The following is a 26717-nucleotide window of genomic DNA, read 5'->3' as shown; positions in this document are numbered from 1 at the left end:
TCGCGCACACGGTCCGCTGATCTTACTCCAGAGTAAGTTCCTGCGATAGGCCGAGTGTCCGGGACGCACCGGACGGTGTCCGGGACGCGCCGCAAGCCGCGCGACGCGTCCCGGATCTCAGCCGAGCATGTCCGCAAAAGCCGACATGCGCGACGGCTGCCGCAACCGCTGCATGCCCTTGGACTCGATCTGCCGCACCCGCTCCCGCGAAACGCCGAACAGGCGGCCGACCTCCTCCAGGGTGCGCGGCTCCGCACCGTCCAGACCGTAGCGCAGTGTGATGACCTGCGCCTCCCGCTCCGGCAGACCTGCGAGGACTTGGCGGATCCGGCCGCGGGCCGCGGCCTCGGTGACGGTCACCGAGGGGTCCGGCGCGCTGTCCGCCAGCAGTGCGCCGAGTTCGGTGGCGTCCTCCTCGCCGACCGGGAGATGCAGCGAAATCGGTTCGCGCCCATGGCGTAGCACCTCGCGCACCTGCTCGACCGGAAGCTCCATTGCCGTCGCGAGCTCGTCCATCGTCGCTTCGCGCCCGAGCTGCTGGGACAGCTGTCGCTGCGTGCGCTTGGCTCGGTTCAGCACCTCCACCACGTGCACGGGGACCCGAATCGTGCGGCTCTGATCGGCCAGCGCGCGCCCGATGGACTGTTTGATCCACCAGGTCGCATAGGTCGACAGCTTCAAACCGCGCCGATGGTCGAACTTGTCGATGGCGTGCATCAGGCCCAGCGTGCCCTCCTGGGTCAGGTCCAGCAGCGACATGCCCGCCGGAGTCGGATAGTGCTTGGCGATGGAGACCACCAGGCGCAGGTTGGCGCGCACCATATGGTCCTTGGCGCGCCGGCCGTCGGCGCTCGCCAGCTGTAGTGCGCGCCGTTCGGCGGCGCTGAGTTCGATTGCGGCGGAAGCGGACTCGTCCATCCGCTGTCGTGCCAGCCGTCCGGCTTCGATGCGTTCTCCCAATGCGTACTCATCCTGTGCGGTCAACAACGCGGTGCCGCCGATGCGACGGAGGTAGTCCTTGATGGCGTCTTCGCTGAGGGTGATCGCGCTACTCATGCGGACAAACTTAGATGCGACCTAAAAATATGTCAAGAATGAATTTGGGACGGAATCAGATATAGTCGTCGACATGAACGCACAGATCACCGATGGCAGGTCGGCGGGCCTGCGGGAGCGCAAGAAGCAGCAGACCCGGCAGCACATCTCGAACACCGCCACCCTGCTGTTCCTGGAACGCGGCTACGACAGCGTCACCATCGCCGAGATCGCGGCCGCCGCGGACGTCGCCAAGATGACGGTCACCAATTACTTCCCGCGCAAGGAAGACCTGGTGCTCGATCTGCACGACATCTTCGTGGAGACGCTCGCGCAGACGGTGCGTGAGCGCGAGATCGGCGAATCGGCGCTGGCCGCGCTGCGCCGCAACTACCTCGCCACGGTCGCGGAACGCAATGCGGTGGTGGGCTTCTCCGGCCCCGACTTCGCCCGCCTCATCACCGGCAGTTCGGCCCTGGTGGCGCGGCTGCGCGAATTCCACGAGGAGCGCGAGCGCCGCCTCGCGGCCTGCCTGGCCGCCGAAACATCCGCCGGGCCGGACGAATTCGCCCCGCGGGTGGCGGCGGCGCTGCTCGGCGGCATCCATCGCGCGCTGTTCGAGGAGACCCTGCGGCGCACGGTCGCGGGGGAGTCCAATGACGTCATCGCCAGAGCGCTGACCGGGAATGTCATCACCGCGTTCGACACCCTGGAGCCGTCGCTGGGTGACTATGCGGTGCGCGCGCAATAGGGCGTATTCGGCATTCTGGCGTGGATCCCGGTCGGAAGCGTGCCGGGATGACGGACTAGTTAGCCGTGTCGTTGCTGTGTCTTCGGTAGTGGGCGAAACATACTGGGCCGATGACCGGTGCCAGCGTGGCCGTCGCTCCTTCGGTGCCCCAGCCTCTGAGCCGGGCCCGGATCAATGTCATCTTCGGCACGGTGGTGCTCGGGATGCTCATGGCGGCACTCGATTCGACCATTGTCGCCACCGCCCTGCCCACCATCGTCGCCGATCTCGGCGGTTCCGGGCATATGGCCTGGGTGGTCACCGCCTATCTGGTCGCCGAGGCCATCGCCACGGCGCTGGCCGGAAAATTCGGTGACCTGTTCGGGCGCAAACTGATCTTCCAGCTCAGCGGGGCCATCTTCATCCTGGGCTCGATCGTCGCCGGAATGGCGCACGGGATGGATTTGCTGATCATTGCCCGAGCCGTGCAGGGGCTGGGCGCGGGCGGGCTCATGGTCACCTCGATGGCACTGATCGCCGATGTGATCCCGCTGCGCGAACGCGGCCAGTACCAGGGTGCGCTGGGCGCGGTGTTCGGCGTGACCACGGTGGTCGGCCCGACCCTGGGCGGCCTGTTCACCGATCATCTGAGCTGGCGCTGGTGCTTCTACGTGAACGTGCCCATCGCGATCATCATGATTCTCGTTGCGGCGCGGACGATTCCGGTGGTCCGCAATGCGGTGAAACCGATCGTCGACTACCTGGGCATCGCGCTCATCGCCATCGGCGTCACCTGCCTGATCCTGGGCCTGGAGTGGGGCGGACAGGAATACGCCTGGGGTTCGGCCATGATCATCGGCCTGTTCGCGGCGGCCGTGGTGGCACTGGCGGCATTCGTCGCGGTGGAGTTGCGGGCCGAGGAGCCCATGCTCCCCATGCGCCTGTTCCGCAGCAATGTGTTCACCGTCTGCTCGATCCTGAGCTTCATCGTCGGCTTCGCCATGCTCGGCGCGATGACCTACCTGCCCGCGTTCCTGCAATACGTGAAGGGCGTATCCGCCACCGCTTCCGGTGTGCAGACCCTGCCGCTGGTGGTCGGCCTCTTCGGCACCTCGATCCTGTCCGGCACCATCGTCGGCCGCACCGGCCGGTACAAGTTCTTCCCGATCGCGGGCACGGCCGTGATGGCGCTGGGCCTGTTCCTCATGTCCACCATGGATTCCGGTACGAGTTTCTGGTTGCAGTCGCTGTACATGCTGATCCTGGGCCTCGGCATCGGCCTGGCCATGCAGGTGCTCACCATCGCGGTGCAGAACAGCGTGCCGTATTCGGATCTGGGCACCGCGACCTCGGGCGTGACCTTCTTCCGCACCATCGGCAGCGCGTTCGGCACCACGGTTTTCGGCACGCTGTACTCGAATCAGCTGGGCCCGCACCTGACTTCGGCGCTGATGGAGGCGAAGGTGCCGCCGGAGGTGGCGCAGAATCCGCAGGCGCTGCGCGCGCTGCCGCCGGAACAGGCCATGCCGATCATCGAGGCCTACGCCACCTCCATCGACTATGTCTTCCGCTGGGTGGTGCCGGTCGCGGTGCTCGGCTTCCTGATCGCCTGGTTCCTGAAAGAGGTTCCGCTGCGCGACAGTTCGCGCGGTCAGGCCGCCGATGTCGGCGAGGGGTTCGCGGTGCCGGACTCCCCGGATCGCGGGGTGCAGATGGAGCGGGCCATCGTGCGGGTGCTGCGCAAACTGCGTGACAACGCCGTCCCCGAGCCCGGCATTCTCGCGGCGTCGGGCAGTTCCCTGGCCAAGGATGAGGCGTGGGCGCTCGGCCAGGTGCGCATGTATCAGCGCCTGCGCGGTTCGGTCACGGTCTCCGATATCGCCAAAACCCACTGGGTGCCACCGGAATTGGTGGAACCGGTCTTCGAGAAGACCCAGCGCGAGGGTCTGGTCCGCCGCGACGGTGACGAACTCTCGCTCACCGACCGTGGCATGCGCGAGGTCGACACCGTGCACACCGCCTGGAAACACTGGCTCGAAAACCAGCTCGACGACTGGGATCTCACCGATCCCAAGGAACGCGCGCTCTTCGACCAGAGCATCGACAATATCGCCACCAAACTCCTCGACGAGGCGGACTACCCGGACGCCCTCCCCGCCAAGCGCTGACCCCTGCACGACCGTGGCCGTTGCCTGGAAGGGCAACGGCCACGGTCATTTCCATCGCTCAGGCAGTGGCCCGGACCGGTCGCACCGGTGCGTCCCAATCGATTCGGAAGTGCTGCTCGGGTCCGAACACCTTCTCCGGATCCATGCGCTTGAACATCATCGGCATGATCATGCCCATGAACGCCCGGGTCACCGGACCCGCCGCCTTGGTGTGATTCATTCGCTTGACCCGATTCGCGACCCCTTCCACCCGGGGCCGCCGCAGCGCCTCATAGGTGGCGAAAGCCAGTGCCGGATCATCGATATCGCGCAGGCAGTGCGCGAGTTCGATGGCGCTCTCGATGGCCATGGACCCGCCCTGCCCGGAGGTATTGCTCGGCGCGTGCACGGCATCGCCGGTGAGCACCATGCGCCCGCGATACCAGTGCGGTACCGGCGGCATGATGTGCAGCGCGCCGACGACCTGCAAATCCGCCGCCTGGGTGGCCTGCGCCAGCGCCGCACCCGGGGTGTCGTCCGCGTAGGTCTCGCGCAGGACGCGCAACCATTCCTCATTCGAGACGCTGCGCGCCTCGGTGAGTGAAAGGTATTGCGGGTGCGGCAGATTCGCACCCCAGGCGACGCGCCCGTCCGGCATGACCCAGTACAGGTAGTAGGCGCGCTTGCCGAAGGCGAAGGTCATATCGGACGGTTCCAGATCCACCGGGCATCGCGTGTACGCGCCGAATCCCAGCATATTCAGATACTGCGGCCCCGGAGCCTTCGGATCGATGAGCGTGCGCACGGTGGAGCGAATGCCGTCCGCGCCGATGAGCACATCACCGGTGGCGCTGCTGCCGTCGGCGAAATGCGCGGTAATGCCGTCCGCGTTCTCCTCGACTTCGACGAGTCGCCGGTTGTACTCGAATTTCACCCCGGCGGCGACGGCGACATCGTGCAGCGCGGTGTGCAGATCGGGCCGGTCGACCAATTGCAGCGGTTCGACGCCGCTGATCCCGGGCAGTTTGATGAGCTTGCCGTTGACCGCCATCGATTGCGACCGGATCGGCGCGGCAATGGCCCGGACCGCGTCCGCGGCCCCGATGATCTCCAGCGCGGCCAGCCCGTTGGGGGCCAGGGCCAGGTTGGAGCCGATGCCGTACGCGGGTCCCGGGTACGCCTCGAAGACGCGGGCCTCGATCCCGGCCCGGTGCAGTGCGGCCGCGACGACCGGTCCGGAAATGCCGCCGCCGATGACGAGGGCGCTGCGAATAGCGCGTGAATTGGTGGACATGGGTTGTCTCCCTGAATATTCGAAGGGTGCGATAAACCCCGAATCAGAGCGTGCGCGGAGAACCCAGTTATCCTGTAGTTGCCAAACTCGGTACGAGTTCGCCTGCACGAGCACGGATCGGGAAGGTGTGTTCCCGGGTCTCGGCGGTGGTGTTGCAGCACCTTCGCCGGGGCCCGGTCTATTCGGTGAATCGATCGGTGGTTCAGTCCGGCGGCGATTGCGCGCCGGGCAGCCCTCCCTCCACTTGCGCCACGACATCGGCGGGCAGGGAGCCGCCGCTATGCCACTCCCGCCATTGGTCCACCTGGGGAAAACTGCCGTCGGCGAGAGCATCGCGCAGTGCGCGCGCCCAGTTCGCCTCCGCGGTCAGCATGGTGAGCTCATAGTCGTCTTCGACCAGGAACAGGCGCGGCAATGAGCCTGCGAGCGAATCGATTTGAGTGCGGGTGGCGGCGATGGTCGTCTCCAGCTTGGTGATTCGGTCGGTGAGCAGGCCGATCACCTCATCGGGCGGCAGCACCGAGAGCACCGAGAGTCCGGCCATGAACGGCCGCTGTTCGGGTTCCGGGCTGGCGATGAGTTCCCTTGTCCAGTCCGTGAGTTCGGCGCGACCGGCCTCGGTGATGCGGTAGATGGTGCGTTCGGGGCGGGCCCCGTCGCGCTCACTGCCGGTGACCTCGAGGAAGCCGTGTTTGGTGAGGTTGTCCACGACGGTATAGAGCGAACCCCATTTGACGCCCATATCGTGGTCCTTGCCGAACTCCCGCAAACGGGCGGCGATCTCATAGCGGTGCATGGGCTGAATGGCCATGACCGACAGCACCGCCAGTGCCATCAGATTTCCGACCTTGCGCTTGCGAGCCATCTCCGGCACCTCCCTTACTCGTCTACGAATATACGTCTACGAGTATCTGAAAAACAAGGGCCGATACCTGCCCCGAAACGACAGCGCGCCCCGCACGGCAAGGCCGTGCGGGGCGCTGGATTCGGTTCGCGTGTCAGGAGGTGGCGAAGCGTGCGCGCAGATAATCCGAGGTGGCCTGATCGGCGGGCAGGAAAGCCTCCAGGTGCAGTTCGGCCAGGGTGATATCGGTGGCCGTCGCGAACGAGGTCAGCGTCGTGATCAGGCGCAATTCGCCACCGGGGCTGCGCAGCCGCAGCGGTACCGCGAAACCCAGATGCTGCGGACCGGGATCGACCTTGGGCAGGTACGCCTCCAATTCGGTGATGAGCGCGTCCAGATCCGGATCCGGACTGCGTGCCGCCCGATTGCGCAGGCTGTCGGTGATATGCCGCCCCCATTCGGGCAGATTGATCACCCGCCGGGCCAGGCCGTCCGGATGCAGCGCCAGCCGCAACACATTCAACGGCGCGTCGAGTAGCTCCGGCGCACAGCCCTCGGCCAGCATCTCGAATGCCGCATTGGCCGACACCAGGACCCCGTACGGCCGGGTCACCACGGCCGGATACGGCAGGTGCCCCTGCAGAATGGTGTCCAGTGCGTGCCGTACGGGACCGAGTTCCGGTGCGTCCAAAGCGGATTCGGGAAAAGCGGGAGCGTAGCCCGCGGCCAGCAGCAGCGTATTGCGTTCGCGCAGTGACAATCCCAGCGATTCGGCCAGCCGCACCACCATGGTGCGCCCGGGATGTGAGCGACCCTGCTCCAGGAAGCTCAGATAGCGCTGACTCGTCTCGGCGCTGATCGCTAGATCGAGCTGGCTGATCCGGCGCCGGGTGCGCCAGTGCCGCAACTGCTGTGCGAAGGGGCTCGCCGGTGCTGCCACCGCCATGATCGTCATACCTCCACTGTGTGCGCCCGGCCGTCTCCGGGCGATTCCCCGGAGGGAATGGCCCGCCTGTGGAATGACAAGCGCGGCCATTCGATCATTCCCCGCGGAGCATGATCATTCCCTGCGGGGAATCGCGCTCGATCGCGCCGCCGAACAGACTTTCGGTCATGAGCAACGAGCTGAACACCGCCGCACTGACCACCCTGACCGAGCAGTACATCACCCTCTGGAACGAGGCCGACGCGGCCGCTCGCACCAAGCTGATCGCGGAACTGTGGGCCGAGGACGGCGCGCAGGTGCTGACCGATCCGCCGCAGGAGATCCGCGAGGCGGCCGCCGCCATCGCCTTCCCCGTCCCGTACCTGACCGTCCGCGGCCACCGTGAGCTGGACGCCCGGGTCACCCGGGCCTACGAAATGTTCATCGCCCCGGGCGAATACACCTTCCAGCCCCTCGGGGTGGCACAGCGCCTGGCCGGCGGTCTGGCCGGTCTCGGTTGGGCGATGGTCTCCACCGCGGACGGCTCGATCGGCGGCACCGGCTACGACGTGCTGGCGCTGGACGAGGACGGGCGCATCCGCAGCGATCACCAGTACATCGGCCCCGCGTAGCGACACATTCATCGGCACAACAACTTTCGAACGCTTTCAGGAGAACCACAATGAATGGCATTGCGTACCAGATGGATCCGCTGCGCGGCCTCGACGGCCTCGGCACCCGGGCGCAGCGGTTGCCCGAGCCCGGACCGCATCAGGTCGTCGTGAAGGTCCGCGCCACCTCGCTGAATCGTCGCGACATCCTGCTCTACGAGGGCAAATACCCGGTCCCCATGACCCCCGGCATCACGCCCCTGGTCGACGGCGTCGGCGAGGTGATCGCCCTGGGCGAGGGCGTGACCCGCGCCGCGCTCGGCGACCGGGTCACCGGCACCTACTTCGTCGCCTGGAACGACGGGCCGCAGACCCAGAAGTCCTCCTTCGAGCAGTACGGTGCGAATCATCACGGCTGGCTGGCCAACTATGTGCTGCTGGAAGAGGATTCGGTGGTGCACGTCCCCGAGCACCTCACCGACGCGGAGGCCGCATCGCTCACCGCGGCGGGCCTGGTGGCCTGGTCGGCGCTGACCAAGCCGGTTCCGGCGGGACCGGGGGATACCGTGCTCACGGTCGGCACCGGCGTGGTCGGCTTGTTCGCCGTCCAGCACGCCAAAATGCTTGGGGCGCGAGTCATTTCGATCACCTCCTCGCCCGATAAGGCCGAGCGCCTGCGCAAACTGGGAGCCGACGAGGTCATCGACCGCAAGGAATTCCCGGACTGGGAGCAGCGGGTCCTCGAGCTCACCGGTGGGGACGGTGTCCAACATGTGATCGATGCGGTCGGCATGCCGACGCTGCCGAAATCGCAGGCGTCCGGGGCCTACAACGCGATGATCACGCTGATCGGCGCGTTCCTGGCCGAGGCCGGACAGCAGCCCGGTGATCCCACGGGCTTCAAATACCTGGGCGTGCGCCGGATCGCGGTCGGCTCGCGCGCCGATTTCGAGGCGATGAACCGCACCATCACCGACCATCGGATGCGGCCGCTCATCGACCGGGTATTCCCGTTCGACCAGGCGCGCGAGGCGTTCCGCTACTACACCGAGGGCGACCCGTTCGGCAAGGTCGTCATCTCCGTCGCCTAGCCGCCCCGCCCCGTCACCCGGCCGCCCGGCCCGTCGTCCCCGTCGCTCGGCCGCCCGCCCCGTCGTCTCCGTCGCTCGGCTGCCCGCCCCGTCCGTCATCCCGGCATGCTTTTGGCCGGGATCCACAGCCCGGCAACGGTATTAATTCAGCCGGGCTGGGCGGCGACCTCCGCCGCACTCGCGAACCCACGGATACGCGCGGTGTCATTTCCCTTGCGCCACAGCAGTACCCACTGAATCGGCGCGGCATCGCGGAGCGGGACATAGGCGACATCGGGGCGGGCGTGATAGCGCTGCGCGTGAGCCCCGATGGGCAGCACCCCCTTGCCCGCGCCGACCGCGGTCAGCAATTCACCGGTGGTCCCGGTTCCGGTCAGCACGGTGGCGGCCGGGATATCGGCCAGGGTCACCGAACGCCGCTGCGCGAGGCGGTGATTCACCGGCACCGCCAGTATCCGGGCCTCGATGACCAGCACCGGCCCGGCGGTGATATCCGGATCGTGCACCGGCAGCACCCCCAGCGCGATATCGATCTCACCCTCGCGCAACCACGGAATCACCTGTGCGGGTTGAGCTTCCCGAATCCGCACCGCGCACTCCGGCAGTCGCTCGCGGAAGAGTTCGGCCGCGCGGGTGAGTAGTTGTCCGGTTGCCGCTTCCACGAACGCCACCTCCAGGGTGCCGCCGCGTCCGCGTCCGGTCGCCACGGTGTGCGCCACCGCCGCCGAGATCCGATCCCAGGCGGGCCGCAGTTCGGCGTAGAGATCACGCCCGGCCGGTGTCGCCGCCACCCGCCTGCTGCTCCGGTCGAAGAGCGGAACGCCCAGTCGCCGTTCGAGTTTGGCCACGGTCTGACTCACCCGGGCGGTGGAGATGTGCAGCCGGTCGGCGGTGCGCCCGAAGTGCAGTTCCTCGGACAGGGTGAGCAGGACCTCGATTTCGTGCCGCTCCAGCATTTCCGCCTCCACCAGCATTGTTAAGCCGTGCTTGACGATCGTTGCACACCGGGAGATTGCCGCCGCCCGCGCGGACGCCGACAGTGAAGCGGACCGCACCGCCAAGGAGGAACCGCAATGCCCGTCACCGCCTCGCACGCACTGTCCGCCCCGATCGCCGAGTACACCGCGACGGTCCGGGAATTGCGCGACCGCGCCGAGATCACCGACGCGCTGTACCGCTTCGCCCTCGGTCAGGATCTGGGCGATCGAGACCTGTTCGCCTCATCGTTCACCGAGGACGCCGAACTCGACTTTCAGCCGACCGCCGACCGCTGGGGTGGCAAGGCCCCGCTCATGGTGGGCCGGGATTTCATCGTCGACACCATCCTGAGCGGCTTCGCGGGCCGCGTCGACACCAGCCACCAGGTCACCAATCCGCGCGTTGTCATCGACGGCGACACCGCCTGGCTGACCGCCATGGTCGAGGCGCAGCACCTGCGCACCTATGACCACGATGTCTTCGCGCTGCTGAAGAACCGCTACGAGGTGGAGCTGGTTCGCGATGGTGAGCGCTGGCTCATGCGGCGCATCCGCATTGTGAATATCTGGTTCACCGGCGACCCGAAAGCCATCTTCTAGCAATCCAAGAAAATAGATACTGAGCTGGAATGATTCTGAGTCGTTAGGTCGATTCAGGTTCATGGCAAACCTGTGTACGGTCCTGGAAGACGAGCTTTTCGGATCGGCGGGCAAGCTGCCCGGGAATCTAAGGAGTTTCCGGTGTCCCTCGGCGCGGTGCGCGAGAAACCTCAGGTGAGCGACGACGACGGCACACCCGGCGTGGTGGAGTCCGGTGAGATGTCGGCGCGCACCCTGGTGCTGATGATCGTGCTCTCGCTGGGTGTGGTGCTGGCCCTGGTCGGTGGCAGTGTGCGCAGCAGCTTCGGCGGCTGGGGCGAATCCTCCGATGAACCCGCGGCCCCGGTCACCAGCTCCACCCAGCAGCCCGCCAGTGCGGGACCCGCGCCTGCTCCGGCACCCGCTCCCGCACCCCCGCCGCCCGCACCGGCCCCCGAACCCGCGCCCGCTCCGGAAACCTATTACGCCCCGGCCCCGGCCCCGGTCGCTCCGGCTCCCGCGCCCGAACCCGCGCCGCCGCCCGCGCCCGCCCCGCCGCCGCCCGCGCCGGTCATCCCGGACATTCTCGCCCCCATCCTGCCGTTCCTGTTGCCACCGCCCCCGCCACCACCGCCCCCGGCCCCCTGACCGGCGACCGGCCGGAATCCGAAGGAGGACAACCATGCTCGGTAGCCCGCGGCAATCCGACTCGGCGCACGAAGGCGATCTCGACCCGCGCGGTCTGGCCGCGGTCGTCCTCGTTTCCGGGCTCATGGTGCTCGCCATCGGCGCGGGCATGCTGCTCACCCGCTCCGGCGATACCGACGCGAATCCCGTTCGCGGCGTGCTGGATCCGAGCCGCACCTCGATGTATCACCCCCCGGCCGCGCCCGCCGCGGTCGCTCCGGCCGAACACGATTCCGTCGCCCCGGCACATGGATTGCTGCCCCCGTCGAAGGCTCCGGTGGCCGGTCCGGCCGCGCCGGTGAACGGTCCCGCCACCCCGCAGATCGGCTCCCCGGAGCTGGTGTATCCGCGCATGGCTCCGGCGAATCCGCCTGCCGCGCCTGCCAATCCGCCGCCCGCCGGGGTCGTGCCGCCCGTCGCACCGCATCCGGTCGAGGTCCCGATCCTGTTGCCGCCGCGATAACCCAGCGCCCCGGGATCGCTCCCGTCAGATTCCGGAAACGCCTGCGAGCTGGCCGATTCCGTAGGTGACCGCCATGGCGAGCGCACCGCCGAATACCACCCGCAGCACCGCGCGCCGGGGATTGCCGCCGCCGAGTCGCGCGCTCACCGAGCCCGTGATCGCCAGTGCCACAAGCACTGCCGCGAAGGTGACCGGAATCCGCCACGACACCGGCGGCAGCAGAATGGCCAGCAGCGGCAGTATTGCGCCGAGCGTGAACGACACCGCCGAGGAGATTGCCGCATGCCACGGATTGGTGAGTTCGGTCGGGTCCAAACCCAATTCGGCCTCCGCGTGCGCCCGGAAGGCGTCATGCGCGGTGAGTTCCTCGGCCACCTGGCGCGCGGTAGCCGTCGAGAGCCCCTTGCCCTCGTAGATCTGCGCGAGCTCGGCCAGTTCGAACTCCGGTGATTCGGCCAGTTCCCGCCGCTCCTTGGACAGCAATGCCTTCTCACTGTCCCGCTGCGTGCTCACCGATATGTATTCGCCCGCCGCCATGGAGATCGCACCGGCGGTCAATCCCGCGATACCCGCGGTGAGAATCGCCGAACTCTCCGTCGTCGCCGCGGCCACACCCACCACCAGCCCGGCGGTGGAGACGATCCCGTCATTGGCCCCGAGCACCCCCGCCCGCAACCAGTTCAGCCGCGAAGCCAGCCCCTCGTTATGCGGTTCATGCGGATGCGGTTCCCCGATCCCGCCCGCCTCGACACTCGTTTCGGCCACCCCGAAAGCCTATTCCACCCCTTGACCGTTTTGTCGTATCTGCCGCGGCCGCCGCCGGACGGCCGGTTCAGGACGAGACGGCCACCGGGAGCCGGTAGGTGTGCGGATCGTCGATGGCATCCAGGAGATACATCGCGAGATCGGCCCGGCGGGTGGTGGACCCCACCGGCGCGGTCGCGCCAAGTGAGACGCGCGGTGTCCCGGCGGGACCGTCGACGAGCCGGGTCGGGCGGACGGCGGTCCACCGCAGCTCGCTGGCGGCGAGCAGCTCTTCCATACGCGCCATATCGTCGTAGGTGCCGCGCATGAGGCGATAGAGCAGGCGGCCCGCGAGGCGGGTGCCCGGTCCGGCCGAGGCGGGGACTTCGATTCCGGCAGAAGAGATCACGAGCACCCTGCTTCCGGGCGCGGAGGCCGTGATGAGCGCCTCGGCACTGCGCGAGTAGATGGTGGCCGGACCGCGCCCGGTGGCCCCGAGCGCGGAGATCACCACATCGTGTCCGCGCAGCGCCGTGAGCGCCGCCGGATCGGTCGGATCCGCGACAATCGTGGCGACGGCCGCCGGGAACGCGGACTGTTCGATCGATCGGACGCCGGATGAAGCGTCCGCGGCCGGGTGTACGGGCCGCATGGTCGAGCGGGTCTCGACGGTGGGGCGCGAGGTGGGTTGCGAGCCCGGGCGGATGACAGCGGTGACATCGTGACCGCGGGTCAGGGCCTGCCGGACCAGGATTCGCCCGGTGCGGCCGGTGGCTCCGAGGATTGCGATGGTCGCCATATCAGTGTGCGGCCGGGCGGGTGGCGGGCTGGAACTTGAAGGAGACGGCTTCCATGAGGGGCTTGTGCTGGGTCTTCTGGACCGCGGCGATGCGCCACTGGCCGTCGGTATCGCGAATGACGGTGTAGGTGGCCAGTTTTCCGAGCTTCTTGGCCGTACCCTTACCGGATTCGCCACGGGTGACCACGATCGCGGTGTCGGAGCCGTAGCGGCGGATCTCCAGGATGTCGATGGTGAGCCGGGTGCCCTTGAGGAAGCTGTCGAACAGTGCCTGATGTGCGCCGCCGATCTCGTCGCCGCCGTGGTAGACGGTGCCGACGTAGGTCACGTCGGTGGCGTCGGCGGTGAAGCAGGCGCCGTAGGCGGCGCCGTCGCCGCGGCCCCAGGCGTCGGCGCTGCGCTCGATCAGGGCGCGGATGGCGGTGGTGTCGATCTCGGTGGCGTTCATGGTGTCTGCCTTTCGGTAGTGATCATTGGTGTGGACGATGGGGCCGCTGCCGTCGGTGAGCGCGGCCAGTGCGCGGTCGACCACCTGCTGCGGCGTCTGCACGTACTCGGCGGGGACGCCTTCGGCGGTCTGTGAGCGGGTGATGGTCACGCCGGGGCACAGGCCGATGACCCGTACGCCCCGCGAATGTTGTTCCTGCCAGAGAGCTTCGGAGAAGCTGGCGACGAAAGCCTTTGTGGCGCTGTATATCGCGAGTTCCGGCCGGGGTTCGAAGGCCAGCGCGGAGGCCACGTTGACGAGCGCGGCCCCCGGCTCGGCCCGGGCGAGGAAATGGTGTGCGAGCTCGATCACGCTGCGGCAGTTGAGATCCAGCGTTTCCAGCGCGTCCGCCACGGGAGTCACGGCGAACTCGCCGTGCGTGGCGGTGCCCGCATTGTTCACCAGCACCGCGTAATTCGCCGCGTCGAGCCGTTCGGTGACGGTCCGCACGCCTGCGGTGGTGGCGAGGTCGGCGATCAGGAATTCGTGATCGTTCCCGATCTCGGCCCGGAGTTCGTCCAGTCCGGCCGCGCCCCGGGCCACGGCGGTCACCGTGTATCCGCGTGCCGCCAGCGTGGTGGCGAAGGCCCGCCCGATTCCGGCGCTCGCACCGGTGACCAGTGCTCGTCCGGTCCGCGTGGTGGGGGTCATTCGAATCAGCCTCCATGTTATTCTTCTGCCTAGAAGATGCTTCTTCGTTAAAGAAGTTTCTTCGTTGAGGAAGAGATTAGGTGAAGGAGGCGAACCGTGTCAACACCCGCGGGATCGAAAGAGAGCGAAATCTTCCGGCGGTACGAAAGCGCCGTCGTTCTGCATGCTCAGGCGGGCGCGAAGGTCGTCGGATTGGGGGCGACCGATCTGTACGCGCTCAACATCCTGGGGCTGAGCGGGGCGATGACCCCCGGTGAACTCGGCACCCGCACCGGCCTGACCACAGGCCCGACCACCCGGCTCATCGATCGGCTGGAGGCGGCCGGTTATGTCCGGCGCGCCGCCGATCCGGGGGATCGGCGCAAGGTGATCGTGGAGCCGGTCGGCCAGCCCGCCGAGCTGGATCGAGTGCTCGCGCCGGTGCGCCGGGCGATCGGTGAGATCATCGGCGATTACCCCGCTGACCAGCGCGCGGTACTGTTCGACTACTTCGAGCGCGCGGCCGCCGCCTATCAGCGCGCCGCCGGCGAGATCGGCTGACAAGCGTCATGCCCCCGGCTCGCCGAGGGAGGTCTGGCTCTCGTTTTGCGGTGAATGCGAACAATTTGCTGGAACGATGAAGGTCATGGTGCGCATCGTCTGTCGCTATTGGTCGCTTGTCATTCCGCTCGTCGCCGCCCTGGTACTGGCCGTTTCCTGGGGTCGTGACCTCGGTCCGGCGGTGGTGGTACTGGTGTCCGCGGCGCTGGTCGGGGCGGTGTTGTCGGCGGTCAGTCATGCCGAGGTGGTCGCGCACAAGGTGGGTGAACCGTTCGGATCGCTGATTCTCGCGGTGGCGGTGACCATCATCGAGGTCGGCCTGATCGTCACGCTCATGCTCTCCAGCGGTGACAAGGCGGCCTCGCTGGCCCGCGATACCGTCTTCGCCGCGGTGATGATCACCTGCAACGGCATTCTCGGCCTATCCCTATTGGTGGCGGCGGCGAGACGGCGGCTGGCGGTCTTCAATGCGGAGGGCACCGGCGGCGCGCTGGCCACGGTCGCCACCCTGGCCACGCTGAGCCTGGTGCTGCCGACCTTCACCACCAGTGAGCCCGGTCCGGTCTTCTCGGCCTCGCAGCTGATCTTCGCCGCGACGGCCTCGCTGGTGCTCTACGGCGTCTTCGTCATGGTGCAGACGGTCCGGCATCCGGGTGACTTCCTACCCGTGGAGGACGGCGACCAGGCCGATGACGACCATGACGAAATGCCCACGCGCAAACAGGCTTTCATTTCCCTGGCGCTGCTGCTGGTGGCCCTGGTCGGTGTGGTCGGCCTGGCCAAGCTGGTATCGCCGTCCATCGAAAGCGGTATCGCCGCAGCGGGTTTGCCCGCCTCCGCGGTGGGTGTGGTGATCGCACTGCTGGTGCTGCTGCCGGAAACCATTGCGGCCGTGCGGGCCGCGCGCCGCGAGCGGGTGCAGATCAGTCTGAATCTGGCGCTGGGTTCGGCGATGGCGAGTATCGGCCTGACGATTCCGGCCATCGCGCTGGCGTCGATCTGGATCGAGGGTCCGCTCATGCTGGGCCTGGGCGCGACGCAAATGGTGTTGCTGGCGTTGACCGTTGTGGTCGGCGCGCTCACCGTGGTGCCCGGCCGCGCGACTTTATTGCAGGGCTGTGTGCACCTGGTGTTGTTCTCGGCCTTCGTCTTTCTGGCCGTCAGTCCGTGATCGCGGGTTCACGAGGTCCAGCGATAGATCTGCCCGTCCCGTAGTTCGTACGTGCTGGCGGGTTTGACGCCGTCGTGCCCGGAGAGCAAGGCCATGACCCGGGTGCGCCCGCGCGTGGTGATGCCGTCCTCGGTCCAGTGCACGTAGGGGTGTACCAGTTTGGCGAATGCCGTCCAGTCATCGGACGCGACCGCCGAAAGGACTGCCGACACTGTTGGATCCACAGGCACAGTGAACACTCCGGTCGGTCTTTACGCGCTGGCATGGCGGAAAACCGCCATAGCCGATGCGCACCCGGTATGGGTGGATTCGGGTAGCTGACTGTTCACCAAATTTCGGTTTTGGTATCGCACCAGCCGTTTCGGGTGGCCTGCCGCCGGTTGACTGGACGTGTGTCCAGCATCATATCGATAGCGGTAGCAACTAATAACAAGTTCTAGATCCGCAGGTCACATAGGCAATCGTCTTGTTGAACAGGATCGTCTCACATGTACTGGAAGGTAACTTAGAGTCCTGGGTCACACTTCCGACGGATTTGTTGTAACTCCGCGTAACCATTAGCTTTGATGGCAGGCAGTGTTGCCGATCACGGAGAAGAAGATTTGAACCTCGTCACCCGGCGCCGAATTCGGCGTCTCGCAGAAGTCACCCCGCAATGACCCGGACCCTCGCGCGCCGCTCGGCCGTGCGCAGCAATGTCCGCATCGTTCGCGAGAACTTCTCCGGCACCGCGGTGGCCTCCCTGCGCACCTTCGGCCGCGCGGCCGGCATCGCCCAGGAATCGGTGGCGGGCACCTTCACCGATATCGCGCGCCGCGAATTCCAGTGGAAGGAAGCCATTCTCCAGGCTTGGCGGCTGGTGACGGTGACCGCGATTCCGGCGATCCTGATGGCGATTCCCTTCGGCGTCATCGTCTCGGTGCAGGTCGGCAACCTCATCCACACCCTCGGCGCGGATTCGCTGCTCGGCGCGACCGGCGGCCTCGGCGTCATCAAACAGGGCGCGCCGCTGGCCACCGGCTTCCTGCTGGGCGGCGCGGGCGCGGCGGCACTGGCCGCGGATCTGGGCGCGCGCACCATTCGCGAGGAGATCGACGCCCTGAACACCATGGGCATCAGTCCGATTCACCGCCTGGTGATTCCGCGCATGGTGGCCATGCTGGTGGTCGCCCCGCTGCTGAACGTGCTGATCATCTTCGTCGGCGTGCTCGCCGGATATGTGGTGGCCATCGGCGGTCAGGGCGTCACGCCGGGCAGCTACTGGGCCACCTTCGGTTCCTTCACCACCACCGCCGATGTCTGGATCTCGCTGCTCAAGGCGGTCATCTTCGGTTTCATCGTGGTGATCATCGCCTGCCAGCGCGGGCTCGAGGCCAAGGGCGGGCCGCGCGGTGTGGCCGATGCGGTGAACGCCGCGGTGGTGCTCTCGGTGGTCTCGATCGTGGTGGTCAATCTGATCGCCACCCAGATCACCGCCATGTTCCTGCCGACGAGGCTCGCCTGATGTCCGCTACTTACGTCCCGAAGGGACTGGGCTGGTTCGCGCGCTTCTATCACCGTCGCGGGCTACTGCTGCGCCGCGTCGAAGGCGTGGGCTTCGTGCTCTCCTTCGTCTGGCAGGTGCTGTCGTCGATTCCGTTGACGCTCAAGCGCTATCGCGACGAGACCATGCGCGCCATCACCAATATGACCTGGGGCCGCGGCTCCATCATCGTGGGCGGCGGCACCGTCCCGATGATGATCGTGCTCGGCCTGGTCATGGGTGCGTCGGTGGCGGTGGAATCGTTCGCGACGCTGGACATGCTGGGCATGGGCCCGGTCACCGGCCTGGTGTCGGCGTACGCCACCACCCGTGAGCTCGCGCCGATCGCGGCCGCCATCGGTTTCGCCGCGCAGGCGGGCTGCCGCATGACCGCCGAGATCGGTTCCATGCGCATCTCCGAGGAGATCGACGCCATCGAATCGCTCGGCCTGCGTTCGGTTCCCTTCGTGGTGACCACCCGGGTGCTGGCCGGTGTGGTCGCGATCGTGCCGACCTTCCTGATCGCGCTGATCATGTCGTATCTGGCGTGCCGCGGCCTGATCACGCTGGTGCACGGATCATCCGCGGGCGTGTACGACCATTACTTCTTCCAATTCGTCTCCGGCTTCGATGTGATCGCGGCGGTGGTGAAGGTGGCCATCTTCGCGGTGGTGGTGATTCTGATCCACTGCTACTACGGCTTCTTCGCGACCGGCGGTCCCGAAGGTGTTGGCATCGCCTCCGGCAAGGCCGTGCGCGCGAGTTCGGTGGCGATCATCGCCCTGGACATGGTGCTCTCGCTCGGGCTGTGGGGCTTCAATTCGGCGATCACGTTCACGGGGTAGGGGATGCCGAACTACGGAATGCCCGGTGTTGCCGTGGACCGGAAACGGTCCATGGCGGTCGGCGCGGTCGCGCTGGCGCTGATCGTCGCGGTGGCGATCGGCTGGACGGTCTACTCGTCCGCGAAAACCGAAGACGGACTTGCGATTACGCTGCGCACCGAACAGATCGGCGACGGCGTGCTGGTCGGCACCGAGGTGCGGGTGAACGGCGTGGTGGTCGGCAAGGTCACCGATATCGCCCCCGACGCGCACGGGACGCAGCGAATCGGGTTGCGGCTGGACGACTCCCGGTTGTTCGGGATCGACGATTCCATGCTGGTGGACTACGCGCCCGCGAACCTGTTCGGCATCAGTGAGATCGAACTGCGCGGCGGATCCGGCGGTGCGCCGCTGCACGCGGGCGCGGTCATCGATCTGACCGGGGCCCGGGCGAACGCGGTCTACGACGCCACCATGGGGTCGATTCTGCGCAGCGCCTCGCAGGTCGGCGGTTCGGTGCTGACCCCGCAGATGGCATCGGTGATCGCGCAGGCGGCCGCAGATACCGAGGCTTTGACGCCGCTGGCGCAGGCCCTCATCACCGCCACCCGCACGGTCGCGGACAACCAGAAGATGCCGCTCTCGGAGCTGATGGGCCAGCTCGGCCCGGCGTTCGACGGCGGCGGCAAATTCGCCGGTGCCACCGTGCAGGTGGTCGACATGATCCGCAGTGTGCAACGGCTGCAGGGCAATCGGGCCACCTACGATTCGAATCTGGCGCTGGTGACCGGGCAGCTGCTGCCCGAACTCGCGAAAACCCTTGGCACGGCCGGTAATCAGCTCTCCGGACTGACCGATATGCTCGCGCCGGTGCTGGCCATGCTGGCCCAGATGGTGCCGCAGCCGCAGCAGTCCAGCGCCGAATTGCGCACGCTCATCGAGCGTTTGCGTGCCGCCATGCCGGATAACGGACAGGGCCCGGTGCTCAACGTCGAGGTCGATCTGCGTGGCGTGCCCGCCGTCGCGATCCCGCTGCTGGGAGGCGCGCGATGACGGTCAAGGGCGCCGCCTGGCGGCTCGGCCTGTTCACCACCGTGATCGTGGTGGTGCTCATGCTGGTGATCACCGCGATTCAGCGGCCGGTCTCGGGTGAAACCGAAACGCACGACGCGATTTTCACCGATGCCAATGGGCTCAAGGTCGGTGACGACGTGCGCATGTACGGCGTGCAGGTCGGCAAGATCAAGCACATCGAACTGGAGGGTGCGAAGGCGCGGGTCCAGTTGTCGGTCAAGACCGACGCGCCGATCTACGACAACAGCAAGCTCGCCATCCGGTATCAGAATCTGACCGGGCAGCGCTATGTCGATCTGCAGCAGCAGCCGCAGCCGGGACAGCGCGTCAAGGCGGGCGCGCGCATCGAGATCGACCACACCGTGCCGTCTTTCGATGTGACCAGCCTGTTCAACGGCCTGAAGCCGGTGCTGTCCACCATTTCCCCCGAGGCCATCAATCAATTCAGCGCCAGCATGGTCGCTTTGATCGAGGGTGACGGCAGCGGTGTCGGCCCGGCCATGGACGCCATCGGCAAACTCGCGTCCTACGTTGACAATCGGCAGCAGGTGATCGGCACGCTGATCCGCAATATGTCCGATCTCGATGATCGGCTCAGCGGTCGGGTGCACTATCTGGTGCCGCTGCTGGCGCGCCTGAGTGACATTTTCGAAGCGCTGCAGGCGAATATCGGCGGGCTGGCGCAGTTCGCGGCCACCGCGCCGTCGGTGCTCGGCCCGATCGACAGCCTGTTGCGCACGCTGGGCATCGACAGCGGCAGTGATGTGGACGCGCTGATTCGCCGCGTCTTCCCGGACGCGCAGCAGGCCGTCGAGGTCTTCGGCCGCCTGCCCGCGGTACTCGCCGCCGCCGACGTCTCCGCGCCCAATGCCACGGGCTGGAAGCCGCTGTGCAGCAAGGGCAATGCCGACGTGCCGCCGCTGGTGCAGGTGCTGATCTCCGGACAGCAGGTGTCGATATGCAAGGGATGACGTTGCGGCGCTTGTTCGTTCGAAATGACCGCGTGGTCGACGACGCCACCAAGAAGAAGCGCGAACTGCGCCGGGGCATTATCGGCGCGGCCCTGGTCGCGCTGGGCCTGCTGGCCGCGGGCGTGCTGTTCGTGGTGCCGTTCGGCAAGCACACCTACACCGCCGAACTCTCCGAGGCGCAATCGGTGAAAACCGGTGACGACGTGCGCATCGCGGGCATCTCGGTGGGCGAGGTGAAATCGCTGGAGCTGAAGCCGGATCGCGTGGTCATGCGTTTCACGGTGAATTCCGATGTGTTCCTGGGTGATCAGACCTCCCTGGACATCCGGATGCTCACCATTGTCGGCGGTCACTACGTCGCGGTCTTCCCGGCGGGCGATAAAGCCCTGGGCGACAAGGCGATTCCGCCGGATCGGGTGCGCCTGCCGTACAGCCTGGCGCAGACCTTCCAGGACGCGGCGACCCCGCTGGCCAAGATCGACGGTCAGACGCTGAACCGCAATCTGGCCGCGCTCGGCAATTCCGTCGACGGTGCGCCGGACAGTCTGCGCACCACGTTGCAGACCGTGAGCACCTACGTCGACGCCCTGGATCGCCAGCGCACCCAGGTCTCCAACGCGGTCTCGGTCGCCGATGAGTACGTGCGCATGTACGACGGCGCGAAAACCGATCTGGGCCGCCTGATGGACAACGCCAACCTGCTGGTGACCGTGCTCGCGGACAAGCACTCCGAAATGGCGGAGGCGCTGCGCCTGCTCAGCGCGGTGCTCGATCGGCTCGATGGCGCGCAGCCGCAGTGGGACGCCTCGCTCAAACCCAAACTGAACGATGCCATCACCCAGTTGGAGCAGCTCGGAACGCGTTTCGCGCCGACGCTCACGGCGGCGCAGGAGCTACAGCAAAAACTGTCGTCGCTGGTGATCCCGGACGGCGGCGTGACCATCGACCAGTCCGCCCAGACGGTGCCGGTCTGCGTGCCGCTGCCCGGAAAGGACTGCTGATGCTCAAGCGGATGCTCGCCTCGCAGGCGTTCATGTCCATCGCCGGTGCGGTGGTCGTGGTGGTGCTGGCCGTGGTCGGCTACTTCATCTACTTCGATCCCATGAAGAAGACCGAATCCTATTGCGCGGTAATGCCGGACGCGGTGGGTCTGTACGTGGGCAACAAAGTGACCATGCGCGGTATCGCGGTGGGCACGGTGACCTCCATCGATTCCGACGGCGCGAAGGTGAAGGTCGGCTTCTCGGTGGACGCGAAGTACCCGGTGTACGCCGACGCCGCGGCCACCACGGTCGCGGATTCCATTGTCGCGGACCGCAATCTGGCCGTACTGGCCAGCGGGAAGAACCGGGCGCACTGGGACTCCTCGCAGTGCATCAGCAAAACCCTTACGCCCAAGAGCATTACCGAGACGCTGACCGCGCTGGCGGATCTTTCCTCGCAATTGCAGCAGGCGCAGGCCCCGGACGCGCTGGCGCACGGCCTGGCCGGGCTCGATACCGCGACCGCGGGCGCGGGACCGCAGATCAACGCGATCGTCAAACAGCTCGGTTCCGCGCTGGCCGCGCCCGATGCCGATATCGGCCATCTGGCCGGTATTTTCGACGCCTTCGCCTCGGTGGGCGAGAAGGTGGAACAGCACTGGGGCGATCTGCGCTCGATGCTGTTGCGCCTGGCGCCCGCGCTGAACAATGCCAGCACCGAATTGATCGGTCCCGGAGCCGAACTCATCGACCGGCTGGGCCAGGCCCTGCCCATGCTCAATGATCTGATCACCATCATCGGCGATCCGATCATGCGGGCGCTGGACGACACGCTGCCGCTGGTGCGCCTGCTGCGCGCCAATGTCGGCTCGCTCTCGGAGATCATGCTCAAACTGCCGGTGCTCACCAATGCCGCCAAATCGGTCATGGGCTCCGGCGTCACCTACGGTTCGCCCCGCGCGGCGCTGCCCGCCCCGGACGCGGCCCAGGTCTGCGCGGCCGTGAACGCCGTCACCCCCGGCGCGTGCAGCGACCCCGGCAACGGCATGGTCGATGTCCCGCTGGTGCCCCTCGTGCTCGGAATGGCAGGTGCGCGATGAGAATCGGACCCTGGGAAATCACCCGCAACGCCGGTTATATCCGCTTTGCCCACCAGGTAGTAACGCCTGAGCAACCCGCACCGACACACCTCGTGCAAGCAGGGGCTGCGCTGGCCGCAGGTACTGCCGGGCCTATGGAATTTGCGATGAGGGCAGATTCCGCACACCGGGCAGCGACCCCCGGGCGTGCGGGCTCCGTGCCGAGGGCAGTCGGCCGGAGCCACCCCGCCTCCTTCTCGGGCAAACGCATCGGACAGGCCGTCGGTGCGGTGTTGTTGTCGGCGGGCCTGGTGGCCGGTGCGGCGGGTTGCGCGTTCGATCCGGCATCTGTTCCGGTGCCGGGCACTTCGGTGTCCGGGCCGACGTATCGGATTCACATCGAGTTCGGCAATGTGCTGAATCTGCCTGCGCGGGCGAAGGTTATCGCCAATGGCGCACAGGTCGGGACGGTTGCCGGGGTGCGCGTGGTGGATTCGGCGCATGCGGGCGGACGCGGCGGCTATGTGGTTGTGGACGCCGACATCTCGACCAAGGCGCAATTGCCCGCCACCACCATCGCCGAGCTGCGGCAGAACACGGTGCTCGGCGATATCCATCTCGCGCTGACCACCCCGCCCGACGGATTCGGCACGCTGTTGCGCGAGGGCGGCACCATTCCACAGGAGCGCACGCATCCGGCGGTGCAGTTGGAGGACACCATGGCCGCGCTGGCCGCCTTCACCCAGGGCGGTGCGGTGAATCAGTTGCAGGACATCATCAATCGCTTCAACGCGGTGCTGCCCGCCGATCCGAACGAGACCAAGCGCATCGCGCAGAACGCGGCGGGCAACGCCGTGGATCTGGCCGCGAATCTGGATCAGGTCGACTCGCTGCTCAACGGCCTGGGCGTCAATGCCCAGGTGCTGCATGATCGCGCGGATTTCCTGGATCACGAGCTGAGCCAGGAGTCGGTGGACACCCTGAACGGCGTCACCAACTCCATTCGCGGTGTGGCACAGATCTTCACTTCGCTCGGGCAGCTGGGAAATTCGCTGGCCTGGCTGGCCCCCGTGGTGAGCTCGGCCGATGGCGCGGCGAAAGCGTTTGTGCCGCTGGCTTTCTCGGGCTCGCCGCTGGATCTGTCGGTGTCCTCGAATCTCTCGCTGCTGGTTTCCCTGCTGCGCGACAAGCTGATTCCGTTCGTCGAGCACGGCCCGAAGGTGAATATCACCGGCGTGCACACGGATTCGGTCTCCAAGGACGACCAGGTGGGCAATATCCTCTCCACCCTGCGCATGATCGGAGCGGTGCGATGAAGTGGGGTTCGCTGGCATCGCTGGGCGGTATCGCCGCGGTCACCGTGCTCGGCGCGAGCTATCTGACCTTCGGTGTGGTGCGCGCGGATCCGTTCGCCGAGTACACCAATGCGTCCATGGTGCTGGCGAATTCCGGTGGCCTGAGCGTCGGTTCGCCGATTCTGCTGACCGGTATGAAGATCGGCCGCATCACCTCGGTGGACAGCAATGCGCGCGGTGTGGAGGTCGGTTTCCGCATCGACGCCGATCGCAAGGTGCCCACCGACAGCGTCATCAGCATCGAACAGCTCTCGGCGCTGGGTGAGCCGTACGTGGAGATCCGCCCCAAGACCGGCGGTGCGCCCTACCTGAAGAACGGTCAGCGCCTGGACACCTCGGCGGTGAAATCCCCGCTGTCCATTCCCGAGGTATCGCGCCTGGTCAACAAGGTGATGAACCAGCTCGATCCGGCGGTTGCGGCCTCACTGGCCAATACCCTCGGGGTGGCGTTCCACGACACCGATTCGGCCATGCCCGCGCTCACCCGTGCCGGTGATCTGCTGGCGTCGGCGATCATGAGCCGCGAACCGAAAATCGCGCAGCTACTGAATAGTTTCCAGGCCGCCGCCTCGAATATGGACGGTATCCCGGAGGCGACGGCGGCTGCCGCGCCCGCGTTCGTCCAGTTCGCGCAGTCTCTGAACGATCTGGTCGAGGCGGTCGGTAGACTCACCGATCGAGTGCCCGGACCGCAGTCCTATGTGGACAGCAATGGGCTGGCACCCTTCCTGGCGAAGCTGACCGATTGGTTGCAGCAGGCCGGACCCGAATTGAAAACCCTCGCGCCCCAATTGCAGCCGCTCGCCGATGCCGCACGCACGACCGGGCCGCAAATAGATATCAGCGCCCTGATCTCGCAGGCCCTCGCCAGTACCGGCGATAACGCCGTGCGGGTGCAGGTCAACGTCAAGTAGTCACCGAAGAAGGAGAAGCGGATGTCGCAGGACACCGAGCCGAAGCGGGCAGTCGACGCGGAGGCCGCTGCCGTCTCCGCTCCCGAGGCGCAGGAGCCCGAAGCGCCGAAGGTCGAGATGTCGAAGCCCGAAGCGCCGCAGGCGCAGACCTCACAGGCCAAGACCGTCTCGCTGAAGCTCTCCACGCTCGGCACCGTCGCGGCGGCCGTACTCCTGATCGGTGCGCTCATCACCGTGAGCGCACTGTGGCTCTCGGCGCGCGGGGATCTGCGTGACCGCGATACCGCCTCCGCGGACGCACAGCGCGCCGAACAGATCGCCACCGACTATTCGGTCGGCGCCTCCAATATCAACTTCTCCGATCTGAATTCGTGGACCGGCCGCCTCAAGGCCAACACCACGCCCACGCTCGCCAATAAATTCGAGGCGACCGCGCCGAAGTTGCAGGAGATCCTGGTTCCGCTGAAGTGGACCTCGAGCGCGACTCCGGTGACGGCGAAGGTGATGTCGCAGAACAACGGCGTCTACCAGGTGAATGTGTTCCTGAATGTCACTTCCACCAATGCGCAGAATCCGCAGGGCGTGCAGACCACCGTCACCTACACCGTGGCGGTCGATCCGAACAATGGCTGGAAGGTCGCCGATGTGGGCGGTATGAATCTGGCGCTGCCCAAGCAGTGATCCCGCGGGACTTCCCGTCGTTCGGCCCCACCGGCACTTGCGGTGGGGCCGAACTCATTTGGACGGGATTGCGATCCAGGTCACTTTCATGCGATAGTTCTCCCATCGTGTGAGACGGAGCAGTCTCACATTGCTTCGGAGGGTGGAAGAGAGTGCGCAAGCCGAAAACCGCACGGCGAATAGCCGTCGTGCTGGCCGCAATCCTGTCGTCGGCTGCCATGGCGGCCGCCGGTAATGCGGAGGCGGATCCGATTCCGGTGCAACCGGCCCCGGCGATCGCCGTTCCGCCGGAACTGGATTCGGCCTTCTATCGCCCCGCACCGGATGTGATCGCGAGCAAGGCCCCGGGCGAGATCATTACCGCCCGCCAGGTCAATGTCGCCAATTTCGGTGTCATCCCGGTGAATGTGGACGCCTGGCAGCTCTCCTACCGCTCCAATAACAGTCGCGATGAGCCGATCGCGGCCGTGACCACGGTGTTGAAGCCGCGTGGTTCGGCCCCGGACAAATTGGTCTCCATGCAGATCGCCGAGGACTCGCTGGCCGGATACTGCGCGCCCTCCTACGCGGTGCAGCAGTGGTCGCTGAGCGCGCTCGGCGGTCAGGTCGTGGTGCCCGCCGAATTCGCCATCACGCAGGGGGCGCTGGCGCAGGGCTGGGCGGTATCGATTCCCGATCACCAGGGCCCGAATGAGGCGTACGCCGCCGGACCGCTGGGCGCGCGCATCACCCTCGACGGTATTCGCGCCGCGAAGAATTTCGACCCCATGCGACTGGCCGCCGATACCCGCATCGGCATGTACGGCTATTCCGGCGGCGCGATCGTCACCGGGCATGCCGCGGAATTGAAGCAGTCCTATGCCCCCGAACTGAATATCGTGGGTGCGGCCGAAGGCGGTGTGCCCGCCGATTTGGGTGTGACGCTCAATGTGGCGAACGGGCAGGCCACCTCGGGCCTGATCTTCGCCGCGGTGCTCGGATTGACCCGGGAATACCCCGATTTCGCGCGTTTCGTGAATGAGCGCATGGATCCGTTCGGGCAGACCTTGGCCGCGGTCAAGAACAATCTGTGCCTGCAATACACCGCCGCGCTGCTGCCCTTCCTGAATCTGAAGGGCATGCTGCACACCGCCGGTGACCCGCTACAGGAGCCGGTCGTCGCCGATGTCCTGGACAAGACTCGAATGGGCAAGGTCGTCCCCGATATGCCCATGTACATCTGGCAGGGCAATCCGGATGAGGTCATTCCGGTCGGCCAGGTCAATACGCTGGTGGACACCTACTGCCGAAATCCCGAAGCGAATGTGCAATACACCCGCGAGCACCTGGGCGAGCACGTCGTCACCGAGATCTCCGGCGGCGGTCCGGCCATGCTGTGGATGAAGGATCGACTCGACGGCGTTCCGGCGCAACCGGGTTGCTCCACCACCGACGCCGGTTCACTGTTCCTGAACCCGCAGGGCACGGCCCTGCTGTTCAACACCTTCGGTGAGGTGTTCGCGTCCTTCTTCGGAAAGCCGCTCGGCGCGAAATAATACG

The 26717-nt window shown here is 66.6% G+C and carries 28 protein-coding genes; 19 read left to right on the top strand and 9 right to left on the bottom strand.

Going from position 1 to position 26717, the window contains the following annotated elements; all coding sequences use genetic code 11:
- Positions 1-117: 117 nt before the first annotated feature.
- Positions 118-1056, bottom strand: coding sequence for an RNA polymerase sigma factor RpoD/SigA (locus tag ACFC0O_RS11380; RefSeq protein WP_375955791.1), 939 nt, complete (start codon positions 1054-1056; stop codon positions 118-120).
- Between the two features lie 73 nt (positions 1057-1129).
- On the opposite strand from ACFC0O_RS11380, the gene ACFC0O_RS11375 reads away from it, so the two are divergent.
- Both ACFC0O_RS11375 and ACFC0O_RS11370 read left to right on the top strand, forming a co-directional pair.
- Positions 1130-1786: a TetR/AcrR family transcriptional regulator gene (locus ACFC0O_RS11375; protein WP_375955789.1), complete on the top strand. Its 657-nt coding sequence runs from the start codon at positions 1130-1132 to the stop codon at positions 1784-1786.
- A 110-nt stretch (positions 1787-1896) separates the two neighbouring features.
- Positions 1897-3933: an MDR family MFS transporter gene (locus ACFC0O_RS11370; protein WP_375955787.1), complete on the top strand. Its 2037-nt coding sequence runs from the start codon at positions 1897-1899 to the stop codon at positions 3931-3933.
- 58 nt (positions 3934-3991) lie between these two features.
- Here the strand turns inward: ACFC0O_RS11370 and ACFC0O_RS11365 are convergent, their stop codons facing one another.
- The 3 genes from ACFC0O_RS11365 to ACFC0O_RS11355 form a co-directional block, all read right to left on the bottom strand.
- Positions 3992-5206, bottom strand: coding sequence for an FAD-dependent monooxygenase (locus ACFC0O_RS11365; RefSeq protein WP_375955785.1), 1215 nt, complete (start codon positions 5204-5206; stop codon positions 3992-3994).
- Between the two features lie 202 nt (positions 5207-5408).
- On the bottom strand, positions 5409-6071 hold the full coding sequence (locus ACFC0O_RS11360; RefSeq protein ID WP_375955783.1) for a PadR family transcriptional regulator: 663 nt from the start codon (positions 6069-6071) through the stop codon (positions 5409-5411).
- A 133-nt stretch (positions 6072-6204) separates the two neighbouring features.
- A complete protein-coding gene (locus ACFC0O_RS11355; RefSeq protein ID WP_375955782.1) occupies positions 6205-7005 on the bottom strand; it encodes a helix-turn-helix domain-containing protein in 801 nt (266 codons plus the stop codon).
- A gap of 158 nt (positions 7006-7163) precedes the next feature.
- On the opposite strand from ACFC0O_RS11355, the gene ACFC0O_RS11350 reads away from it, so the two are divergent.
- Positions 7164-7607: a hypothetical protein gene (locus ACFC0O_RS11350; protein WP_375955780.1), complete on the top strand. Its 444-nt coding sequence runs from the start codon at positions 7164-7166 to the stop codon at positions 7605-7607.
- A 50-nt stretch (positions 7608-7657) separates the two neighbouring features.
- Positions 7658-8677, top strand: coding sequence for an NAD(P)-dependent alcohol dehydrogenase (locus ACFC0O_RS11345; RefSeq protein WP_375955778.1), 1020 nt, complete (start codon positions 7658-7660; stop codon positions 8675-8677).
- A gap of 146 nt (positions 8678-8823) precedes the next feature.
- On the opposite strand, the gene ACFC0O_RS11340 is transcribed toward ACFC0O_RS11345, so the two are convergent.
- Positions 8824-9651, bottom strand: a complete 828-nt coding sequence (locus ACFC0O_RS11340) for a LysR family transcriptional regulator (protein ID WP_375955776.1) — start codon at positions 9649-9651, stop codon at positions 8824-8826.
- A gap of 99 nt (positions 9652-9750) precedes the next feature.
- Between ACFC0O_RS11340 and ACFC0O_RS11335 the strand changes: the two genes are divergently transcribed.
- From ACFC0O_RS11335 to ACFC0O_RS11325, 3 genes are all read left to right on the top strand, one after another.
- A complete protein-coding gene (locus ACFC0O_RS11335; RefSeq protein WP_375955774.1) occupies positions 9751-10254 on the top strand; it encodes a nuclear transport factor 2 family protein in 504 nt (167 codons plus the stop codon).
- A 141-nt stretch (positions 10255-10395) separates the two neighbouring features.
- Positions 10396-10881: a hypothetical protein gene (locus tag ACFC0O_RS11330; protein ID WP_375955773.1), complete on the top strand. Its 486-nt coding sequence runs from the start codon at positions 10396-10398 to the stop codon at positions 10879-10881.
- Between the two features lie 34 nt (positions 10882-10915).
- On the top strand, positions 10916-11383 hold the full coding sequence (locus tag ACFC0O_RS11325) for a hypothetical protein (protein WP_375955772.1): 468 nt from the start codon (positions 10916-10918) through the stop codon (positions 11381-11383).
- Positions 11384-11407: 24 nt separating this feature from the next.
- Here ACFC0O_RS11325 and ACFC0O_RS11320 read toward each other — a convergent pair whose 3' ends face one another.
- From ACFC0O_RS11320 to ACFC0O_RS11310, 3 genes are all read right to left on the bottom strand, one after another.
- On the bottom strand, positions 11408-12148 hold the full coding sequence (locus ACFC0O_RS11320) for a VIT family protein (RefSeq protein ID WP_375955770.1): 741 nt from the start codon (positions 12146-12148) through the stop codon (positions 11408-11410).
- Positions 12149-12215: 67 nt separating this feature from the next.
- Complete coding sequence (locus ACFC0O_RS11315; protein ID WP_375955768.1) at positions 12216-12926, bottom strand: NAD(P)-dependent oxidoreductase; 711 nt, start codon at positions 12924-12926, stop codon at positions 12216-12218.
- 1 nt (position 12927) lies between these two features.
- On the bottom strand, positions 12928-14064 hold the full coding sequence (locus ACFC0O_RS11310) for an SDR family NAD(P)-dependent oxidoreductase (RefSeq protein WP_375955766.1): 1137 nt from the start codon (positions 14062-14064) through the stop codon (positions 12928-12930).
- Positions 14065-14160: 96 nt separating this feature from the next.
- Here ACFC0O_RS11310 and ACFC0O_RS11305 point away from each other — a divergent pair, with 96 nt between their 5' ends.
- Positions 14161-14604, top strand: a complete 444-nt coding sequence (locus ACFC0O_RS11305; RefSeq protein ID WP_375955764.1) for a MarR family winged helix-turn-helix transcriptional regulator — start codon at positions 14161-14163, stop codon at positions 14602-14604.
- Positions 14605-14680: 76 nt separating this feature from the next.
- The gene (locus ACFC0O_RS11300; RefSeq protein WP_375955762.1) at positions 14681-15775 is read left to right on the top strand and encodes a calcium:proton antiporter; all 1095 of its coding nucleotides are present in this window, start codon (positions 14681-14683) and stop codon (positions 15773-15775) included.
- Positions 15776-15783: 8 nt separating this feature from the next.
- Here ACFC0O_RS11300 and ACFC0O_RS11295 read toward each other — a convergent pair whose 3' ends face one another.
- A complete protein-coding gene (locus tag ACFC0O_RS11295; RefSeq protein ID WP_375955760.1) occupies positions 15784-15987 on the bottom strand; it encodes a nuclear transport factor 2 family protein in 204 nt (67 codons plus the stop codon).
- A gap of 443 nt (positions 15988-16430) precedes the next feature.
- Here ACFC0O_RS11295 and ACFC0O_RS11290 point away from each other — a divergent pair, with 443 nt between their 5' ends.
- The 10 genes from ACFC0O_RS11290 (at position 16431) to ACFC0O_RS11245 (ending at position 26713) form a co-directional block, all read left to right on the top strand.
- Positions 16431-17279, top strand: coding sequence for an ABC transporter permease (locus tag ACFC0O_RS11290; RefSeq protein ID WP_364628692.1), 849 nt, complete (start codon positions 16431-16433; stop codon positions 17277-17279).
- Complete coding sequence (locus tag ACFC0O_RS11285) at positions 17279-18142, top strand: ABC transporter permease (protein WP_375955758.1); 864 nt, start codon at positions 17279-17281, stop codon at positions 18140-18142. Before ACFC0O_RS11290 ends, ACFC0O_RS11285 begins: the two co-directional genes overlap by 1 nt.
- Positions 18143-18145: 3 nt before the next feature.
- Positions 18146-19174, top strand: coding sequence for an MlaD family protein (locus tag ACFC0O_RS11280; RefSeq protein ID WP_375955756.1), 1029 nt, complete (start codon positions 18146-18148; stop codon positions 19172-19174).
- On the top strand, positions 19171-20166 hold the full coding sequence (locus tag ACFC0O_RS11275) for an MlaD family protein (RefSeq protein ID WP_375955754.1): 996 nt from the start codon (positions 19171-19173) through the stop codon (positions 20164-20166). The genes ACFC0O_RS11280 and ACFC0O_RS11275 overlap by 4 nt, the downstream gene beginning before the upstream one ends.
- A complete protein-coding gene (locus tag ACFC0O_RS11270; protein ID WP_375955752.1) occupies positions 20154-21167 on the top strand; it encodes an MlaD family protein in 1014 nt (337 codons plus the stop codon). The genes ACFC0O_RS11275 and ACFC0O_RS11270 overlap by 13 nt, the downstream gene beginning before the upstream one ends.
- A complete protein-coding gene (locus tag ACFC0O_RS11265; protein ID WP_375955750.1) occupies positions 21167-22249 on the top strand; it encodes an MlaD family protein in 1083 nt (360 codons plus the stop codon). Before ACFC0O_RS11270 ends, ACFC0O_RS11265 begins: the two co-directional genes overlap by 1 nt.
- 197 nt (positions 22250-22446) lie before the next feature.
- Positions 22447-23544 (top strand): MlaD family protein, encoded by a 1098-nt coding sequence (locus ACFC0O_RS11260; RefSeq protein WP_375955748.1) that lies wholly within the window; start codon positions 22447-22449, stop codon positions 23542-23544.
- The gene (locus ACFC0O_RS11255) at positions 23541-24497 is read left to right on the top strand and encodes an MlaD family protein (protein ID WP_375955747.1); all 957 of its coding nucleotides are present in this window, start codon (positions 23541-23543) and stop codon (positions 24495-24497) included. The genes ACFC0O_RS11260 and ACFC0O_RS11255 overlap by 4 nt, the downstream gene beginning before the upstream one ends.
- Positions 24498-24518: 21 nt before the next feature.
- Complete coding sequence (locus ACFC0O_RS11250; protein ID WP_375955745.1) at positions 24519-25178, top strand: hypothetical protein; 660 nt, start codon at positions 24519-24521, stop codon at positions 25176-25178.
- Positions 25179-25396: 218 nt separating this feature from the next.
- Complete coding sequence (locus tag ACFC0O_RS11245; RefSeq protein ID WP_375956118.1) at positions 25397-26713, top strand: lipase family protein; 1317 nt, start codon at positions 25397-25399, stop codon at positions 26711-26713.
- The last annotated feature ends 4 nt before the right edge of the window (positions 26714-26717 follow it).

The organism is Nocardia sp. NPDC056100, from assembly GCF_042266325.1.
Lineage (GTDB): Bacteria > Actinomycetota > Actinomycetes > Mycobacteriales > Mycobacteriaceae > Nocardia.
The sequence above is the reverse complement of the archived record's forward strand: the minus strand, read 5'-3'. Positions and strand labels throughout refer to the sequence as shown.

Coding starts and splice junctions, on each gene's coding strand:
- ACFC0O_RS11380 (WP_375955791.1), bottom strand. CDS start 1,056: ATGAGTAGCGCGATCACCCTCAGCGAAGACGCCATCAAGGACTACCTC.
- ACFC0O_RS11375 (WP_375955789.1), top strand. CDS start 1,130: ATGAACGCACAGATCACCGATGGCAGGTCGGCGGGCCTGCGGGAGCGC.
- ACFC0O_RS11370 (WP_375955787.1), top strand. CDS start 1,897: ATGACCGGTGCCAGCGTGGCCGTCGCTCCTTCGGTGCCCCAGCCTCTG.
- ACFC0O_RS11365 (WP_375955785.1), bottom strand. CDS start 5,206: ATGTCCACCAATTCACGCGCTATTCGCAGCGCCCTCGTCATCGGCGGC.
- ACFC0O_RS11360 (WP_375955783.1), bottom strand. CDS start 6,071: ATGGCTCGCAAGCGCAAGGTCGGAAATCTGATGGCACTGGCGGTGCTG.
- ACFC0O_RS11355 (WP_375955782.1), bottom strand. CDS start 7,005: ATGACGATCATGGCGGTGGCAGCACCGGCGAGCCCCTTCGCACAGCAG.
- ACFC0O_RS11350 (WP_375955780.1), top strand. CDS start 7,164: ATGAGCAACGAGCTGAACACCGCCGCACTGACCACCCTGACCGAGCAG.
- ACFC0O_RS11345 (WP_375955778.1), top strand. CDS start 7,658: ATGAATGGCATTGCGTACCAGATGGATCCGCTGCGCGGCCTCGACGGC.
- ACFC0O_RS11340 (WP_375955776.1), bottom strand. CDS start 9,651: ATGCTGGTGGAGGCGGAAATGCTGGAGCGGCACGAAATCGAGGTCCTG.
- ACFC0O_RS11335 (WP_375955774.1), top strand. CDS start 9,751: ATGCCCGTCACCGCCTCGCACGCACTGTCCGCCCCGATCGCCGAGTAC.
- ACFC0O_RS11325 (WP_375955772.1), top strand. CDS start 10,916: ATGCTCGGTAGCCCGCGGCAATCCGACTCGGCGCACGAAGGCGATCTC.
- ACFC0O_RS11315 (WP_375955768.1), bottom strand. CDS start 12,926: ATGGCGACCATCGCAATCCTCGGAGCCACCGGCCGCACCGGGCGAATC.
- ACFC0O_RS11310 (WP_375955766.1), bottom strand. CDS start 14,064: ATGACCCCCACCACGCGGACCGGACGAGCACTGGTCACCGGTGCGAGC.
- ACFC0O_RS11300 (WP_375955762.1), top strand. CDS start 14,681: ATGAAGGTCATGGTGCGCATCGTCTGTCGCTATTGGTCGCTTGTCATT.
- ACFC0O_RS11290 (WP_364628692.1), top strand. CDS start 16,431: ATGACCCGGACCCTCGCGCGCCGCTCGGCCGTGCGCAGCAATGTCCGC.
- ACFC0O_RS11285 (WP_375955758.1), top strand. CDS start 17,279: ATGTCCGCTACTTACGTCCCGAAGGGACTGGGCTGGTTCGCGCGCTTC.
- ACFC0O_RS11280 (WP_375955756.1), top strand. CDS start 18,146: ATGCCGAACTACGGAATGCCCGGTGTTGCCGTGGACCGGAAACGGTCC.
- ACFC0O_RS11275 (WP_375955754.1), top strand. CDS start 19,171: ATGACGGTCAAGGGCGCCGCCTGGCGGCTCGGCCTGTTCACCACCGTG.
- ACFC0O_RS11270 (WP_375955752.1), top strand. CDS start 20,154: ATGCAAGGGATGACGTTGCGGCGCTTGTTCGTTCGAAATGACCGCGTG.
- ACFC0O_RS11265 (WP_375955750.1), top strand. CDS start 21,167: ATGCTCAAGCGGATGCTCGCCTCGCAGGCGTTCATGTCCATCGCCGGT.
- ACFC0O_RS11255 (WP_375955747.1), top strand. CDS start 23,541: ATGAAGTGGGGTTCGCTGGCATCGCTGGGCGGTATCGCCGCGGTCACC.
- ACFC0O_RS11250 (WP_375955745.1), top strand. CDS start 24,519: ATGTCGCAGGACACCGAGCCGAAGCGGGCAGTCGACGCGGAGGCCGCT.
- ACFC0O_RS11245 (WP_375956118.1), top strand. CDS start 25,397: ATGGCGGCCGCCGGTAATGCGGAGGCGGATCCGATTCCGGTGCAACCG.